General features: G+C 43.8%; 16 protein-coding genes, 1 pseudogene and 1 riboswitch. Of the genes and pseudogenes, 13 read left to right on the top strand and 4 right to left on the bottom strand.

Going from position 1 to position 15,708, the window contains the following annotated elements; all coding sequences use genetic code 11:
• Nucleotides 1–62 precede the first annotated feature (62 nt).
• The 6 genes from E4T82_RS10565 (at nucleotide 63) to E4T82_RS10590 (ending at nucleotide 6,403) form a co-directional block, all read left to right on the top strand.
• On the top strand, nucleotides 63–554 hold the full coding sequence (locus E4T82_RS10565) for a DUF536 domain-containing protein (RefSeq protein WP_075098527.1): 492 nt from the start codon (nucleotides 63–65) through the stop codon (nucleotides 552–554).
• 146 nt (nucleotides 555–700) lie between these two features.
• Entirely contained in the window at nucleotides 701–2,743 is a 2,043-nt protein-coding gene (locus E4T82_RS10570) for a BglG family transcription antiterminator (protein ID WP_135182760.1), read from the top strand.
• 1 nt (nucleotide 2,744) lies between these two features.
• Nucleotides 2,745–3,029, top strand: a complete 285-nt coding sequence (locus E4T82_RS10575; RefSeq protein ID WP_135182761.1) for a PTS sugar transporter subunit IIB — start codon at nucleotides 2,745–2,747, stop codon at nucleotides 3,027–3,029.
• Between the two features lie 255 nt (nucleotides 3,030–3,284).
• On the top strand, nucleotides 3,285–4,631 hold the full coding sequence (locus tag E4T82_RS10580; protein ID WP_075098524.1) for a PTS ascorbate transporter subunit IIC: 1,347 nt from the start codon (nucleotides 3,285–3,287) through the stop codon (nucleotides 4,629–4,631).
• A 3-nt stretch (nucleotides 4,632–4,634) separates the two neighbouring features.
• Nucleotides 4,635–5,483 (top strand): transketolase, encoded by an 849-nt coding sequence (locus E4T82_RS10585; RefSeq protein WP_135182762.1) that lies wholly within the window; start codon nucleotides 4,635–4,637, stop codon nucleotides 5,481–5,483.
• Nucleotides 5,480–6,403 carry a transketolase family protein gene (locus tag E4T82_RS10590; RefSeq protein WP_135182763.1) on the top strand — a complete coding sequence of 308 codons (924 nt, stop codon included), beginning with the start codon at nucleotides 5,480–5,482 and terminating at the stop codon, nucleotides 6,401–6,403. Before E4T82_RS10585 ends, E4T82_RS10590 begins: the two co-directional genes overlap by 4 nt.
• Before the next feature lie 56 nt (nucleotides 6,404–6,459).
• Here the strand turns inward: E4T82_RS10590 and E4T82_RS10595 are convergent.
• Nucleotides 6,460–6,960, bottom strand: a pseudogene (locus E4T82_RS10595) (GNAT family N-acetyltransferase).
• A gap of 308 nt (nucleotides 6,961–7,268) precedes the next feature.
• Between E4T82_RS10595 and E4T82_RS10600 the strand changes: the two are divergent.
• The 6 genes from E4T82_RS10600 to E4T82_RS10625 all read left to right on the top strand — a co-directional run bounded on the left by E4T82_RS10600 (nucleotide 7,269) and on the right by E4T82_RS10625 (nucleotide 12,293).
• The gene (locus E4T82_RS10600; RefSeq protein ID WP_135182765.1) at nucleotides 7,269–7,970 is read left to right on the top strand and encodes a response regulator transcription factor; all 702 of its coding nucleotides are present in this window, start codon (nucleotides 7,269–7,271) and stop codon (nucleotides 7,968–7,970) included.
• On the top strand, nucleotides 7,945–9,303 hold the full coding sequence (locus tag E4T82_RS10605) for a sensor histidine kinase (protein ID WP_135182766.1): 1,359 nt from the start codon (nucleotides 7,945–7,947) through the stop codon (nucleotides 9,301–9,303). Before E4T82_RS10600 ends, E4T82_RS10605 begins: the two co-directional genes overlap by 26 nt.
• A gap of 205 nt (nucleotides 9,304–9,508) precedes the next feature.
• Nucleotides 9,509–10,201, top strand: a complete 693-nt coding sequence (locus tag E4T82_RS10610; protein WP_135182767.1) for an ABC transporter ATP-binding protein — start codon at nucleotides 9,509–9,511, stop codon at nucleotides 10,199–10,201.
• Nucleotides 10,198–10,932, top strand: coding sequence for a lantibiotic ABC transporter permease (locus tag E4T82_RS10615; RefSeq protein ID WP_135182768.1), 735 nt, complete (start codon nucleotides 10,198–10,200; stop codon nucleotides 10,930–10,932). Before E4T82_RS10610 ends, E4T82_RS10615 begins: the two co-directional genes overlap by 4 nt.
• Nucleotides 10,913–11,569, top strand: coding sequence for an ABC transporter permease (locus E4T82_RS10620; RefSeq protein ID WP_135182769.1), 657 nt, complete (start codon nucleotides 10,913–10,915; stop codon nucleotides 11,567–11,569). Before E4T82_RS10615 ends, E4T82_RS10620 begins: the two co-directional genes overlap by 20 nt.
• 10 nt (nucleotides 11,570–11,579) lie before the next feature.
• Nucleotides 11,580–12,293, top strand: a complete 714-nt coding sequence (locus E4T82_RS10625; protein ID WP_135182770.1) for a NisI/SpaI family lantibiotic immunity lipoprotein — start codon at nucleotides 11,580–11,582, stop codon at nucleotides 12,291–12,293.
• A gap of 48 nt (nucleotides 12,294–12,341) precedes the next feature.
• On the opposite strand, the gene E4T82_RS10630 is transcribed toward E4T82_RS10625, so the two are convergent.
• Together E4T82_RS10630 and E4T82_RS10635 are read right to left on the bottom strand one after the other, a co-directional pair.
• Nucleotides 12,342–13,127, bottom strand: a complete 786-nt coding sequence (locus tag E4T82_RS10630) for an L-threonylcarbamoyladenylate synthase (protein ID WP_135182771.1) — start codon at nucleotides 13,125–13,127, stop codon at nucleotides 12,342–12,344.
• Between the two features lie 38 nt (nucleotides 13,128–13,165).
• Entirely contained in the window at nucleotides 13,166–13,366 is a 201-nt protein-coding gene (locus E4T82_RS10635; RefSeq protein ID WP_135182772.1) for a hypothetical protein, read from the bottom strand.
• A 359-nt stretch (nucleotides 13,367–13,725) separates the two neighbouring features.
• Nucleotides 13,726–13,819, top strand: a riboswitch (glycine riboswitch).
• A 141-nt stretch (nucleotides 13,820–13,960) separates the two neighbouring features.
• Between E4T82_RS10635 and E4T82_RS10640 the strand changes: the two genes are divergently transcribed.
• On the top strand, nucleotides 13,961–15,292 hold the full coding sequence (locus tag E4T82_RS10640) for an alanine/glycine:cation symporter family protein (protein ID WP_135182773.1): 1,332 nt from the start codon (nucleotides 13,961–13,963) through the stop codon (nucleotides 15,290–15,292).
• Nucleotides 15,293–15,495: 203 nt separating this feature from the next.
• On the opposite strand, the gene E4T82_RS10645 is transcribed toward E4T82_RS10640, so the two are convergent.
• Nucleotides 15,496–15,708, bottom strand: a 213-nt coding sequence (locus tag E4T82_RS10645) for an IS3 family transposase (protein ID WP_167753614.1), incomplete at its 5' end; no start/stop codon positions are given.

Below are 15,708 nucleotides of genomic sequence, written 5' to 3' on the forward strand. Positions count from 1 at the left end.
CTAGGTGGTTGTGGTAATATTTTAATGATACAAACAAGAAAAATCAAGCAATTGAGGATATTATGGGAATTGAAAAGACAGTCAGCGAATTAGCAGAGATTTTGGGAGTTAGTCGCCAGGCGATGAACAACCGTGTCAAGTCTCTTCCAGAAGAGTTCGTTGAAAAAAATGAAAAGGGTGTAACGGTTGTCAATCGGGCAGGCCTTGTCAAGTTAGAAGAAATTTATAAGACTACCATTTTTGAAGATGAGCCGATCAGCGAAGAAGTCAAGCAACGTGAGCTGATGGAAATCTTGGTGGATGAAAAAAATGATGAGATCAGCCGTCTGTATAAACAGCTAGAAGTTAAAGACAAGCAGATTGCTGAAAAAGACGAGCAGTTGCGCGTAAAAGATGTTCAGATTTCTGAAAAGGATAAGCAGCTGGATCAGCAGCAGCAACTGACCTTGAAAGCGATGGCAGATAAGGATGTATTGAAGCTAGAACTGGAAGAAGTCAAGGCGCATGCGCAGGAAAAATCAAAAGGCTTCTTTGCACGATTATTGGGACGATAGGAAGTTTGGGACGACACTTGTCTCAGACTTTTTCTTTTGTCAGAAGAACAGCCCAATGACGAGCGCCTTGGAGGCGTTTTAAATTGGGCTCAAAGAAGCTAGAATTTTAAAATGAAACGGGTTACAATAAAACCAAGGAGGATGATATGATTGATAACCGGACCATTGCAATCTTGATGGAATTGTTTGCCAATCAACAGATGAGCCTGTATGAATTGAGTATTCAGACTGGGATTGAGAAGGAACAGTTGTTGACCAGTTTGCATCAAGTCAATCAAGTCTTAGAAGCGCAGGCTTTTGCGGTGATTGAGGAGCAAGACGGGAACTATCGTGTTCCCGAAGCGCTGCTTAAGGAAAGTTATCAGATTTTTGAACTATTTCGCAACAATCAAATCTACCTGTCACAGGATGAGCGACTTGTCCTGATCTATCTCTATACCTTTATTCGGAAAGATTTTATTTCCAATGTGCATTATCAGGAACTCTTGAGCGTCAGTCGAAATACAACGCTTTCGGACATTAAGCAGGTAAAAGAACTTTGCCAGCAGTTTGGGGTGTCTTTCGACTATACGCGGGCGCGTGGCTATCATCTAAATGGTCGGGAAGAAGACAAGCACCGTCTAGCTCTCTATGCGATCAGTGATTGTTTGCAGAGCTCAATCGGGCTTTGGGCTCTCGATTATGTATTGAGGTCTTGGCAGGAAATCAATGTGATTGGTCTGTTGAAAAAGACTGGTCAGCAGGCGTGTCAATTTTATCAGGTATCAGCCTTGGAAGATCGATTAGACGAGTATCTCTACTTTTTGCAATTTCTAGCCATCCGTAGAGAACGAGCTCAGATCGAGATGGAGCGAGAGACGGAAACGACCTTTGCCTTTATTCAAGAATTTGTCGAGCAGCTCTGGGGTGTTTTGGCACTAAAAAAAGGCTTGACCCAAGCCTTATCGCCGAGCTGGAAAGCCTATCTAGCGCAACTCTTACAAGGGTGTTTGGAGGGCAATCTTGGGCAAAAAGACAGTCTTTTTTATCGGTTGACGGTAGAGATTGTCGAGGAGATGGAGCGGTTGTCGTTGATCGAATTTGACAATCGACTAGAGATGATTGAGGGCTTACAGCGCCATTTGATTCCAGCCTATTATCGCTTGACCTCCCACTTGGTCAATGTCAATTCCTATACGGATGTGATTAAGGAAGAGCATAAGGACTTGTTCCAATTGGTACAAAAAGCCTTGGCACCTTTAGAAGCCCATCTCGGATTTGCTGTTCCAGATAGCGAAGTGTCCTACTTTGTGATTCATTTTGGAGGCTACATTGAGGCGAAAAAAGAGCGTTCCTTTCGCTACAAAGCCCTAGTGGTCTGCCCCAATGGCGTCAGCTCATCTCTAATTGTCAAAGAAAGTCTCCGCCAGCTTTTTCCAACGATTTCCTTTGCGGATACGCATTCGCTGAAAGAGTTTGAAGAACGCCAGAGCGAAGAGTATGACATGGTATTTGCAACGATTAAGTTAGAAACGAGCCTCCCTTTCTTCTTGATCCCTCAGTTGATGACGGGTAGTCAAAAGAGGGACTTGTTTCAACTGGTCAGTGAGCAATTCCCCAATGCAGGCTATTTTCCAATTGAAATTGAGCAATTATTGTCAGTGATTGGCAAGTATGCGACGATTCATCGGGAACAGTCCTTGAAATATGAGTTGGTGCAATTTATGAACCAACAATCTTATGAACGAAGGAGACGAAGTCCTATGTTAGACGAACTTATTACAACAGAGACCTTCCAACGCTCCAGTGAGAAGCTGGATTGGAAAGAAGCGATTGCACTCGCGGCTCAACCGCTAGTGGCAAACGGTTCAGTAGAAGAGAGTTATATCGAGGCGATGATCAACAAAGTGACAGCCTTTGGTCCCTTTATTGATTTGGGAAAAGGTGTTGCTATTCCTCATGCACGTCCAGAAGACGGGGTCAATCAGATTGGGATGTCCATGCTAGCCTTGGAGCACCCTGTTTATCTACTGGATGACCCGGCTCATGAAATTCGTCTGCTTATCTGCATTGCTGCAATTGATAACCAGACTCATCTAAAGGCACTTTCAGGCTTAACAGCCATTTTACGAAAGGAAGAAAATATTCAACAACTCATCAAGGCCAAAGCTTTTGATGATATTGCAGACTTAATAAAGGAGGTTAACTAATATGTTACGAATCGGTACTGCATGTGGTTCAGGATTGGGGTCAAGTTTCATGGTGCAAATGAATATTGAGTCAATCTTGAGAGACTTAGGCGTTTCAGATGTAAACGTTGAGCACTATGACTTGGGTGGTGCAAATCCAAGTGAAGCAGATGTCTGGATTGTCGGTCGTGACTTGGCAGATTCTGCGACTCATTTGGGAGATGTCCGTGTCTTAAATAGTATTATTGATATGGACGAACTAAAAGAATTGGTTACAACAATCTGTCAGGAAAAAGGCTTAGTATGATAAGAGCGGAGCGGAAATCGTGATTTCTTAGCTCCACAAATCAGATAAGAATGTTACTCTATGGCAAGGTTGGCATGCAATACTCTTCAAAAATCATCTTATCCCTTGTCAGCATGACTTGGTGAACTTCAGTTCTATCTGGGCTACTTTTGATTTTTTATGGAGTATAAGCGTCAATCAGCTACCTAGAGTAATATTATCTAGGGTTCCTAGACCCAAGGAGTATGACGAGCTTCGATTAGGAGGAGAAGAGGTATGTTTTTAGATTTTTTAATTGATATCGCAAAGACACCTGCCATTTTGGTAGCGCTGATTGCGATTTTGGGCTTGGTTTTACAGAAGAAGCCACTTTCGGATATTATGAAAGGCGGTATTAAGACCTTTGTTGGATTTTTAGTTGTTTCAGGTGGGGCAGGAATTGTTCAAAATTCCCTGCAACCGTTTGGCCAGATGTTTGAGCATGCCTTCCATTTGACGGGAGTTGTGCCAAATAATGAAGCAGTCGTGGCGGTTGCCTTGACAGAATATGGTACGGCAACTTCTCTGATCATGTTGCTCGGTATGGTCTTCAATATTTTAATCGCTCGTGTGACTCGTTTTAAGTACATCTTCTTGACAGGACACCATACCCTTTATATGGCGTGTATGATTGCAGTCATTATGTCCGTGGCAGGTTTTACCTCTATCGGTCTGATTGTCATGGGAGGTCTGGCTCTTGCCTTGATTATGACCTTGTCACCAGCTTTCGTCCAAAAATACATGGTACAATTGACGGGCAATGATAAAGTGGCACTGGGTCACTTTGGCTCACTTGGTTATTGGCTCAGCGGTTTCGTCGGTCGTCTTGTTGGGGATACATCAACCTCAACAGAAGATATTAACTTCCCTAAGGGTTTAGCTTTCCTACGTGATAGTACTGTAAGTATCGCTATTTCCATGTCGATCATCTACATGATTGTTGCCTTCTTTGCAGGCGGTGACTACATTAAGGAAAACTTGAGCGGGGGGACAAACGGTCTGGTCTATGCCCTTACTCTGGGTGGTACCTTTGCAGCGGGTGTCTTTGTCATCCTATCTGGTGTACGCTTGATCTTGGCAGAGATCGTTCCTGCCTTCAAAGGGATTTCAGAAAAATTGGTACCCAACTCAAAACCAGCCTTGGACTGTCCGATCGTCTATCCATACGCTCCGAATGCTGTCTTGATTGGCTTTATCTCTAGCTTTATTGGTGGTATTGTGAGCATGTTCATCTTGATTGCAACAGGTGGTGTGGTCATCTTGCCGGGTGTTGTTCCTCATTTCTTCTGCGGTGCGACAGCAGGGGTTATCGGAAATGCTTCAGGTGGTGTTCGCGGTGCAGTTATCGGCTCATTCCTCCAAGGGGTGTTAATCAGCTTCCTTCCAGTTTTCCTGCTCCCTGTTATGGGAAATCTTGGATTTGCGGGGTCAACATTTTCTGATGCGGACTTTGGTTTGTCAGGTATTTTCCTCGGTCTTTTAGCAGATAAGGGTGGGGTAATGGCAGTTTCAGTTGGAATTGTTGCCATTTTAGCCCTGATGATTGGTTTATCAGTTATCAAGAAAGATCAGAAAGAAGGATAAGCTATGATCAAACGGCTAGAAGAATTGACGCGTTTTGCAACAGAAATTCGCTATCATACCCTTACAACTTTAAATCAACTCGGTTTTGGGCATTATGGTGGTAGCTTGTCGATTGTGGAAGTGCTAGCCGCTCTATATGGTGAGGTTCTGGACGTCAACGTCCAGAATTTCGCTTCTAAAGAGCGCGATCATTTTGTCCTTTCAAAAGGACATGCAGGGCCAGCCTTGTATAGCGCCTTGCACCTAAAAGGTTTCTTTGACAAGGACTTTCTCCACTCCCTCAATCGCAACGGCACTCGGCTACCGTCTCATCCTGATCGGAATTTGACACCCGGGGTTGATATGACGACGGGATCGCTCGGACAAGGAATGAGCGTGGCAACAGGGATTGCCTATGGTAAAAAAATTACGGCTTCGCCTTATTATACCTATACCTTGGTCGGAGACGGGGAATTGAATGAGGGCCAGTGTTGGGAAGCCGCTCAATTTGCGGCTCACCAGCAATTGTCCCACTTGATCCTCTTTGTTGATGATAATAAGAAACAATTGGATGGGCGGACGGATGACATTTGTCAAACCTTTGATTTTGTAGAGAAATTTGCCTCCTTTGGTTGGGAAGCTGTTCGTGTGGACGGATCTAACATTGAAGCGATTTTGGAAGCCCTTGAAGCGATGAAAGAAAGTGCTTCACCTCGTCCTAAATGTATTGTTCTAGATACGGTGAAAGGGCAGGGGGTGGATCTTCTTGAGGAAATGGAAAGCAATCACCATTTGCGCTTATCGGGTCAATTGGCAGACGATTTGGAAGCAGTTGCTCAATCATTCGCCAAAGAATTGGAGGTCACAAGATGAGACAAACAAAAGAAATGCGCTTGGTATACAGCGACTTCCTCGCTGAAATGGGTAAGAGCAATCCGGCGCTGGCTGCTCTGGAAGCCGACCTATCAAGCTCTATGTCGACCAATAAGTTAGCCACAATCCTTGGTGAACGCTATGTCAATGTAGGAATCATGGAGCAAGAAATGATTGGTGTGGCAGCTGGTCTAGCTATCTTAGGCTACAAACCCTATCTTCACACGTTTGGACCGTTTGCCAGTCGGCGCGTCTTTGACCAGATCTTTCTCTCATTGGGCTACGCCCAGTTGAATGCGACAGTAATCGGTTCAGATGCTGGGGTATCTGCTGAAATGAACGGTGGAACCCATATGCCGTTTGAAGACCTGGCATTGATGCGCTTGATTCCTAAAGCGCATGTCTATGAAGTGAGCGACGACATCCAGTTCCGGGCAGTCCTTGATGAGACCTTGAAGGAAGATGGACTGAACTACATTCGCACCATTCGCAAAGCTCCGACTGCCATTTATCAAGGCGATGAAGACTTTAGTAAGAGGTATTGTGTCCTGCGAAAGGGAGCGGATGCGACGATCGTTGCGAGTGGTATCATGGTTGAACAGGCCTTGAAAGCAGCAGATAGTCTAAAAGAAGCGGGAATAGCTGTTCAAGTGATAGATCTTTTTAGAATCAAACCACTTCACCAAGACCTGCTCGGTCTGCTGGCAGGAAAACCAGTCATTACCGCAGAAAATCACAACCGTATAGGTGGTCTCGGTAGCGCTATCTGTGAACTGGTCAGCACCAGTCCAGCAACTCCCGTTTATCGTATCGGTGTGGACGAAGCCTTTGGTCAAGTGGGGCAACAAGCCTACCTCATGGAAGTCTATGGTCTTACCGCGGAAAAGATTGAGGAGCAGGTGAAAGCAGCAGTGGGTTAGAAAAAATGAAACCAACCTCAAATACGAGGTTGGTTTTGTGCTATAGGAAGGTTGATTTAATGGTTGTTACCTTGTACGTCCCACTCACTTCTTAGAATACCGTACTTAATGGAATCATAATAGAAACCTTGCCACTAGCGGACTTTGCGGATTTGGGCTTCTTTGGTCATGCCGAGTTTTTCAGCAACTTTCATCATGCGCTGATTGCCACTCCAAGTGGTGAGACCGATATGATCCAGTTCTGATATCGTCGTAAAGATATACTCTGTCCAAAGAGTGAAGGCCTGAGTGCCGTAACTGCCACCCCAGTAAGCAGCATCATAGATAATTATGCCCATTTCTAACCATCTGGGTTTTTCTCTGATAAAAATCCTCTGCACTCTCGGTAACCGTAGAAAATGATAGTCGTCGCATTCTTTCAAGGCTTCAAAGTTTTCATAGGCTTGGTAAGATGCAGAATAGTTTTTCCGTTTGGGTGAAACTTCTTTATAGCTGATTTCCCAAATCTGCTGGTTCTCAGCTTCTGTAAAGGCTTTTAAGTGGAATGTGTCAGGCATCGTATACCTCCTTATTGGGTGCTATTGTAGCATATTTGGGGAAATTTTGACGTCAGTATGAAGGAATTCTGAAAAAAGTGTGCTATAGTTAAATGAATCAACTTTCAGACAAGGAACGGAAGACGCGGACAATACTTGATACACTTCAAAAACTCAAAGTAGACGTTGTGCTGCATTTCAGTCCTATCTGCATAGGCGTCGCCTAGTCTGCTCTTGAATTTTATTGAGTATGAGTACGACAAGTCGAAAGTGACGGATGGATCAAAGTTCGTTCAAAAAATATAAATAGAGAAAAGGGAGGGAGACAGATGTATCAGATTCTTGTAGTAGATGATGACGAGGAAATTTTGAAATTAATTCGTACGATTTTAGAAATGAAAAATATTTCGGTCACAACTCGTCAGGAAGTGTCAATTCCTATTGATCCGAAAGAGTTTAAGGGATTTGACTTGATTATGCTAGATGTTATGCTACGACATACAGACGGGCTTACCATTTGTAGAGCGATTCGGCAAGAGATACAGACACCGATTGTTTTTATCAGCGCTAGAGATGCTGAGGAAGACATTGTAAAGGGCTTGCAATTGGGAGGGGACGATTATATCACAAAGCCTTTTGGGGTCAAGCAACTGAGCGCAAAGGTGGAAGCCCATCTCAGGAGAGAGGTGCGGACTCGTCAGGCTCAAGAGAGGTATAATCAGGTTGTTCGTGAACTAGGTCCAGTCAGTTTTTTCTTGGAGGGGAAAAAAGTCAGCATCCGAGGTCAGACCTTACCTTTAACACATCGAGAGTATGCTATTTTAGAGTTGCTTTCCCACTACCCACAAAAAGTCTTTACGAGAGAAGAAATATATGAACATGTCTATGATGAGGAGGCAGATGTCCTTTTTCATTCTATTTCAGAATATATCTATCAGATTCGGACAAAATGTGCGCCACATGGTGTCAATCCAATTAAAACCATAAGAGGGATAGGGTATCAATATGCAGATGACACAATACTCCATTAAACAACGAGTTTTACGCAGTGTAGGAGAAGTTGCACTTGGAACAATTGCTCTGTTATTCGGAATACTTGCCCTATCTTACTTACTCATTACGACGCAGCAAGTAGCAGTTCCGAATGCTCAGTTATCTGTTTCGATTGATGAGAGTGCTACAGTTGAGGCTATTGCCGACCAGATGAACCTCTTGCCTTATGACTATGCTTTATTTGACCAATCAAAGGGAGAGCTTCTTGTAGGACACTATCAGGAGATGGAACAGAAATACTATCAAGCTGTTTTTGAGAGTCAAAAAGAAAATGTACATGGATCGACAGCCTATGTTCCCTACTCCAATCACCGGTTCTCCCTCGTGGTACGCCAACCTCTAATACCCGAATTTACCAATCCTGCCCTGCGCTTCATTTCGTGGAATGTATTTAGTTATATCCTTTTTTTCGTAGGAGAATGTCTGATGATTACTTGGTCTGTTCTGCGATTGGTGAAGGAATTTTCTCAGAATTTTCAAGCAGTGCGAAGTATTTCTTTGAGCATGGGCAAGCCACATGTATCGAAACGATTGGTTCAATCAAGGCTACTAGAATTTGAAGAAATTTTAGGAACACTCGAGGAAAAAAGCCAAGAATTAGCACACTTGCTAGATGCAGAGCGAAAGGAAAAGAAGGACCTATCCTTTCAAGTGGCAGCCTTGTCTCATGATGTCAAGACTCCGTTAACGGTCTTGAAAGGGAACTTAGAACTACTGGGTATGACTTCACTGACGAATCAACAGGTTAGTTTTGTAGGCTCTATGGAGCGTAGCATTGCGATCTTTGAAACGTATTTTCAGTCTATGCTATCTTACACACGCCTCTTATATGAAGATAACAGTCACCGAGAACGCATTGTCTTAGAGGAGCTTGTAGACGATGTATGGAGCGAGACGAAGGATATGCTAGATCGAAAGAGTATCGATTTTCATCTGATAAATGAAGTGGGGTCGGTCGTCTTTTGGGGAAATGCCCTTTTGCTACACCGTGCTTTGATGAACATTTTGGTCAATGCTGTTCAATATGGGAGAGATGGTGGTCGAATTGATTTGACCATTTGCCGTGACGATTCATACCTCTTATTTAAAACGTGGAATGATGGTGCTCCTTTTTCGGCAGATGCGCTCCTGCAGGGAACCAACTTGTTTTTCACCGAAGATGGTGGAAGAAGTGGTGAACATTATGGGATTGGACTGACCTTTGCACAAGGGGTTGCCAAGCTACATCAGGGTTACTTGCAATTGCATAATCCACCAACTAGTGGCGCAGAAGTCCTATTCGCTATTGAGGATAAAGAGATTGGAAACTAGGAGCATCGTACTCCTAGTTTTTTTCTTGTTGGAAGAGTCTGAACAAATTCTGAACAAGTGAGTGTATACTTATAGCGGATTGAGAAGGGAATAGGACAAGGAAAGGAGTTGCAGATAGAATTGGCGTTCATCAAAGTAACTGAACGATGTCCAACCTTTATTCAATGCACTATATGGTCAACAAAAGCAAAAGGAGGACAATAATATGCATCTTCAAGTAGAGCATCTTCAGAAAGAATTTAAGGATAAGGTGGTTCTGCAGGATCTTTCTTTTGAGATTGAGTCAGGTACTGTTTGTGGTCTTTTAGGAGTGAATGGTGCAGGGAAATCAACTCTCATGAAAATCTTGTTTGGACTTGAGAAAGCAGATAAGGGGCAGATTTTGATGGATGGACGCTCACAGAACGATAGAGATAGAAGCCGAACATTAGGGGCACTCATTGAAAATCCTGCTATTTATCAGAATTTATCTGCCTTTGACAATCTAAAGACGAGAGCCTTGCTGTATGGTATTTCAGACGAGCGGATTTGGGAAGTGCTCAGGATGGTTGGTTTATCAGATACTGGCAAGAAGCGAGTCAAGGCATTTTCACTAGGGATGAAGCAACGTCTAGGAATTGGAATGGCGATGCTAATAGAGCCAAAATTTCTGATTTTGGATGAGCCGACTAATGGCTTAGATCCGGATGGTATCAAGGATTTACTTCAGTTGATTCGGTCTTTAAAAGAAAAGCAGATGACAATCCTTGTTTCTAGTCACCAATTACATGAGGTCAGTCAAATAGCGGATCAGATTTTGATTCTACATCAGGGGCAGATTTGCTATAATGAGCAAAATTGCCATGAGGATGATTTGGAACAACTCTTTTTTAGTATTGTACATGGAGGTGTGAGATGAAAGCAATCCTTCAATCTGAGTACCTAAAGTTGAAAGGAGCGGGACAGAAAAAACTTGCTCTGATACTACCTTTTTTAACGCTAGCCATTGCCTTTCTGATTGGCAGTCCCGATATTTTGGAAAGTTTTACGATGTATTGGTGGGAGGCGTTGTTTCTCTTTGTGCTGATTGGCTTGCTTTGTCTGTACGATTATCAAGCGGAAAAGCAGGCGGGTCGGTTTCAGAATGTGCTAGTAGGGACTTTGACTGCAAACATCTATTTCGTGAAGTGGCTACTTGTGGTTTACCAGCTAGTCATTGCGAGCGGTTTTGTTCTGTTATTTCTCTATCTTGTCTCGCTGTTGTTTCCGACAATGATCCTCCATTGGCTTACCAATGTGATGACCCTGTTTCTTGTACTACTGACAGTCCTGTGGAATATTCCTTTTTTGTATAGCTGTTTTGAGTATTTTAATGCCTACTTTGTTTTAGTGGTCAATAGTTTTCTTTGTTTTTTAGTGGCCCCTTTCATCGCCCAAACGAATTGGTGGTACCTGTTTCCCTACACTTATCATTATAAGGTGATGGCAATTTTACTACATATAAAACCGTCGGGAGATACCATGGCACCAGCAGCATCAATAGATATACTGTCTTTGCTGATGGCTATCGCTTTATCTCTGGTTCTTGCTAGCTTAGGGGCGGTTATTTGGATGAGAAAGGAGCAGGCTGATGGCCATCGTACACAGTGAATGGCTTAAGATTCGTCATTCGTATGCAGTTTTGTTTTTAGTCGGCTTTAGTTTACTAGAATATATCACGATACCCGCTTACCTGGCCTTTGTTCCGAGTTCATATGCGCTAGAAGCTGCGATCTATTTTCCTATGTTGGCAAATTGTCTAGTCTATACCATTATTTCTATCTTATTAGTTGAGCAGGAAAGTCAAGCGAATCATTTTCAATACATTCGGAGTGAAGCGCGTAGCTGGTGCTTGTGGGGTGCAAAGTTCGTATTGGTAGATGGTTTGTCCCTTCTGCCAACCATGATGTTATGGTGGTTCATTGCGACCTTTGTTTACAAGGATATACCGTATCTGGCCATTGGTCTTGCTAGTTGGGGGTTTACGATTTTTGTGTATCATGTTCATCTGGTGCTCAGTTTATTTCTAGCAAAGGGTGTCAATTTTGCGGTTGCGTTTATTGAATGTTTGTTGGTGCTTTTTGCAAGTAATCGGACATTTCTAGGCCATTATTGGTGTCCTATTGTTCTGCCTGCTAATTTCATCATTAGTTTGAATCGTTCTTATTTGCTAACCTTATGCTGCTGGATAGTAGGGATGACTTGTGTAGCATTCTGTTTGATGCATGTAAAACGTTACCGAGTTTAGGAGGGATCTCATGAAATGGAAAAAGTTTCTGTTTTTGATTGTTTTGCTGAGTGTTACCTGCTTGATGGCCTGTCAACAAGGTCAGAGAGCTATTGTATTTCATCGGGAAGACTTCACAACCTTTTCTTATCAACAACGAAGCTATACTATTTTGAATCAGAAGGTTGATGTCAGTGAATTGGATCGACTTGAGCTACGCTTTTTACACTTGGAAGTGATGGGTGAGGACAAACGCAATAAAGGGACGAGTTTGAGCGTTCAAAATCTCTATCGGATTCGTGACGGTGGCTTGTGTATTGGTATACAGGATGATTATTATCGTGTCAAACCTAGTGATGAACTAGTTGCAAGCGATGAGCGCTGGAAGCCAGCTGTTTCTGGTGAAGACGGACTGATGATTGGAGAGACATTCCGTATCAATCATCGAGATGCCCGCATGATTGATGGAGGCGGGCATCATTATCGTGTGACAAATACGCTAGTGTCCGAAGAAGAACTAGATGAATTTGTGACGGTATTAGCGGAAGTGGTTTTATTTCGTTCTGATACAGGTCAAAGAATTCCGTCGAGCCGGTGGGGAGCGATGGATTGGACGGGGCAAGACGCAAAGGAGAAGCGGGATTTGTGGACCTATGGATCCATTTATACAGTAAAAGAGCATTCTGCTCAAGATGTCCTTGCGATTGAGGTCAATGATGCGTATCACCTTGCCATAAGAGAATAAAACCCAGCTCATTTCCAGAGCTGGGTTGATTTGTTTTCGTCAAAAAGATTAGTAATATTCCCCTTGGCGGTAGTCCCATGAGTTGAAGTGGTCTGACAGGTGCATCATGATTTTATCAATGTCAAGACCTTTACGAATCACAACAGGGCATGGGGAGATAGAGCGGCTGTCCTTGCCTTGTTCTGGAATGAGTTTACCGTCAGCGTCCACCATAGAGACCATGACTCCTTGCTCGTAGCGAGTTTCCAGCGTCTTATCAGGCTGGATAGATGCCACATAATCATCTGCCTCGATGACGAGGTCTACCTTTGATTCGATGCGCTCCCCAATCCCTTCGACCTTACCGCGGTTTCCTTTTCCAGATGGATTGGCGGAAGAAGCATAGACCATACGACCCTCTTTTTCCCACATTTCCTTGGCAATTTGCTCCCCGGCAACGCCAAACTTGATGACAAAGCAAGAAGTTCCACGGATGTCCGTCATCAATTCCTCACGACCATCGCCATAGGCTTTGAGCTTGGCATAGGCTTCCTCACGCCATGGAAGAATACAGCCGAGCAAAATATCTTCGTCCCAATGTTTTTGGTAGAAGGCATCAATCTCTGGGGTCATCTGAGCCAATTCATGGAGTTCTTCCATGCTACCACATAGCACAACACCGGGCTTATTGCGCTTGCGCTCCTTGGCATCAAATTTTCGCTCCAAACCAGCCTTGTCAGCAGTCATGATAATGTAGCCAACCTTGGTAGGGCAGACAATCACGCCCCCCTCTCCTTTGATGATATCAAGTCCTTCTTGCGACAGTTGCCCATCCCAATGGATATGTTTCGTCATACCTTTAATCTCCTCGTCTAAATTTTCAGATAATTCAATTATATCAGAATTTTTGTGAAAATCAACCCTGTTTTGGCAATCAAGTAGAGGATATGAGCTGCATTCGTTTGGTCTAGACTAGATAACCCTTCATCAATGAAGAGGATTTCTTTTTGGTAGAGGAGAGTACAAGCGATTTCGAGGCGTTTCAGATTACTCTTTGATAGGGTACGATGTTCAATTCCTAGTGGTATACTCATTTCGTTTATACCTAAAGGTAGCAACAGCCGAAACATCTGCGTCTCTTTTTCACTAAGCTTTTGGCCCGAGTTCAGTTATGCTTGTAGCTGTTGACACGAGTTACACTCGTTTTATTTCCAACCTCCAACAAGTCTTCCAGACTATTGGAGCGAATACTAAAAGCAAACGAAACGACTATAATGCTAGCTGTCTAGCATTTGCGAAGGAGTCTAAGTCAGGTATGTTTGGAAAAATCCACTTACTTCGTTCATGAAACTTTCAAAAAATGTTCTTGCCTTTTTTCATTTTTTCGCTATACTAGTAAGTAACGAAATACCGGTTGACATCTCGTGGGAGGACTTGGGTCCAACTGTGGGAAAGACGGAACTCTGGAGAGACCGTAATGGCGCCGAAGGGGCAAGGTGATGCAGTACATCACTCAAACTCTCAGGCAAAAGGACAGAGCATAGGAATGCGGAAGTGAATTTCCCCTAGGCTAGTGGAAGAGTATCCACCTCCTATCTCATTATGGTTATACGCTATAAAAGCAGAGTTTGACGGTCGCAGTCAAGCTCTTTCGTTTTCATGAGACAGTAGAATGTGGAGGAGATGGAATGTTAGAACTTTTGCAGCGTGTGAATAGTCTGGTTTGGGGACCGCCCTTGCTGATGCTCTTGGTGGGAACAGGGGTGTATTTCACATTTCGTATGGGGCTATTTCAAGTCAGAAAATTACCGCGGGCTTTTCGCTTAGTCTTGTCAGATGATGCAAGCGGTCAAGGAGACGTGTCTAGTTTTGCAGCCCTTTGTACGGCTCTTGCGGCAACAGTCGGTACAGGAAATATTGTCGGGGTGGCGACGGCGATTAAGACTGGTGGACCAGGTGCCCTCTTTTGGATGTGGGTTGCAGCTTTTTTTGGTATGGCAACCAAGTATGCCGAAGGTTTTTTAGCTATTAAATACCGCACCAAGGATGCCAATGGTCAGGTGGCAGGAGGTCCCATGCACTATATCACGCTAGGGATGGGTGAAAAATGGAAACCCTTGGCCATCTTCTTTGCCATCTCAGGAGTCTTGGTCGCCTTTCTAGGAATTGGAACCTTTGCGCAGGTCAACTCGATTACTTCGTCTTTGGAAAATAGTTTTGCATTTTCACCGCAGATAGTGAGTGTGATTCTAGCAGTGATTGTCGCATTGATTATCTTTGGAGGAATTGAGTCCATTTCAAAGGTGTCAACCAAGGTGGTGCCCTTTATGGCGCTCCTTTATATTACAGCAACGATTGCTTTACTAGCTGTAAACGTGGATCAACTACTGCCGACTCTTATTTTAGTGGTGAAAAGTGCCTTTACCCCGACTGCGGTTCTTGGAGGATTTGCAGGTGCAAGCGTTCGTGCGGCTATTCAAAACGGGATTGCGCGTGGGGTTTTCTCGAATGAATCGGGTCTTGGTTCAGCACCGATTGCGGCAGCAGCAGCCAAGTCAAACCAGCCTGTTGAGCAGGGCTTGATTTCCATGATTGGTACTTTTATCGACACCATTATCATCTGTAGTCTGACGGGTCTATCTATCTTGGTGACAGGTCAATGGACGGTGGAGGGACTACAAGGTGCACCTCTGACACAGGCGGCCTTTGCGAGTTTATTTGGCACTCCAGGTGCTCTCGCCTTGACTTTCAGCCTAGTTCTCTTTGCCTTTACGACTATTCTGGGGTGGAGTTACTACGGAGAGCGGTGTTTTGAGTTTCTTTTTGGGACACGCTTCATCCTTCTCTATCGCTTGGTATTTATTGCCATGATAGCTCTAGGAGGCTCTCTGCAGTTGGATGTCATCTGGGTCATTGCCGATATTGTCAATGGTCTGATGGCACTACCGAATTTGATTGCTCTCCTCGCCCTCTCCCCAATCATTATTCGTGAAACAAGACGTTACTTTAAGGACAAATAGGGAGTGGGACAGAAATCGATAACTCGTAAGAGTTCGATTTCGTTGTCCCACCCCTGCACAGTTGATTAGATTATCTTTGGAGCTTGAAAGCGAACAAAGATATCAATCAACCACTGCGTCAATCTGTTAAGTCTATGAAACGTAAAGAGGTAAGGGGCTTTGAACGGCTCCCTGTCAAGTAGACAGTCAAATACTAAAAGATATTAAGCAACCTGATTCCTGAATTCCCAAGGGGGCAGGTTGTTTAATTTTGCTTGATAGCGTTGTGTGTTGTAAAACTGGACATAGCTTTCCACATCTGCGACTAGTTCCTCGTAAGTCTTGTATTTCTTGAGATGATAAGACTCTGTCTTGAAATGCCCAAAGAAACTTTCAATTGGTGCATTGTCGATACATTTCCCAACTCGTGACATGGA

Source organism: Streptococcus cuniculi, from assembly GCF_004570575.1.
GTDB classification, from domain to species: Bacteria; Bacillota; Bacilli; order Lactobacillales; family Streptococcaceae; genus Streptococcus; species Streptococcus cuniculi_A.